This is a genomic window from Halomonas marinisediminis (assembly GCF_004347715.1).
Taxonomy (GTDB): Bacteria; Pseudomonadota; Gammaproteobacteria; order Pseudomonadales; family Halomonadaceae; genus Halomonas; species Halomonas icarae.
The window spans coordinates 1-229 of sequence record NZ_SLTR01000769.1; the positions used below are offsets into that span (position 1 = coordinate 1).

Annotated in this window: 1 protein-coding gene; it reads left to right on the forward strand. The window is 41.0% G+C overall.

What is annotated here, in order from left to right:
* On the forward strand, positions 1–229 hold a 229-nt coding region (locus E0702_RS18465), incomplete at both ends, for a GAF domain-containing protein (RefSeq protein WP_132045932.1).

Sequence of the window (229 nt, forward strand, 5' to 3'; positions counted from 1 at the left end):
TGCTCTTATCTACAAGGAAAAGATTTAATATCCGTATTGTGCCTGCCCATCGTCAGACAGAATAAAATATCTGGCGTGCTCTACCTAGAGAACACCCATACTGCTGATGCCTTTCAATTGGATCGCGTTCAAACACTAAAGATTATTGCATCACAAGCTGCTATCTCCCTCGAAAATGCGCAAATGTACCAAGACTTGCAAGACTTGAATAAAAACCTTGAGCAACTAG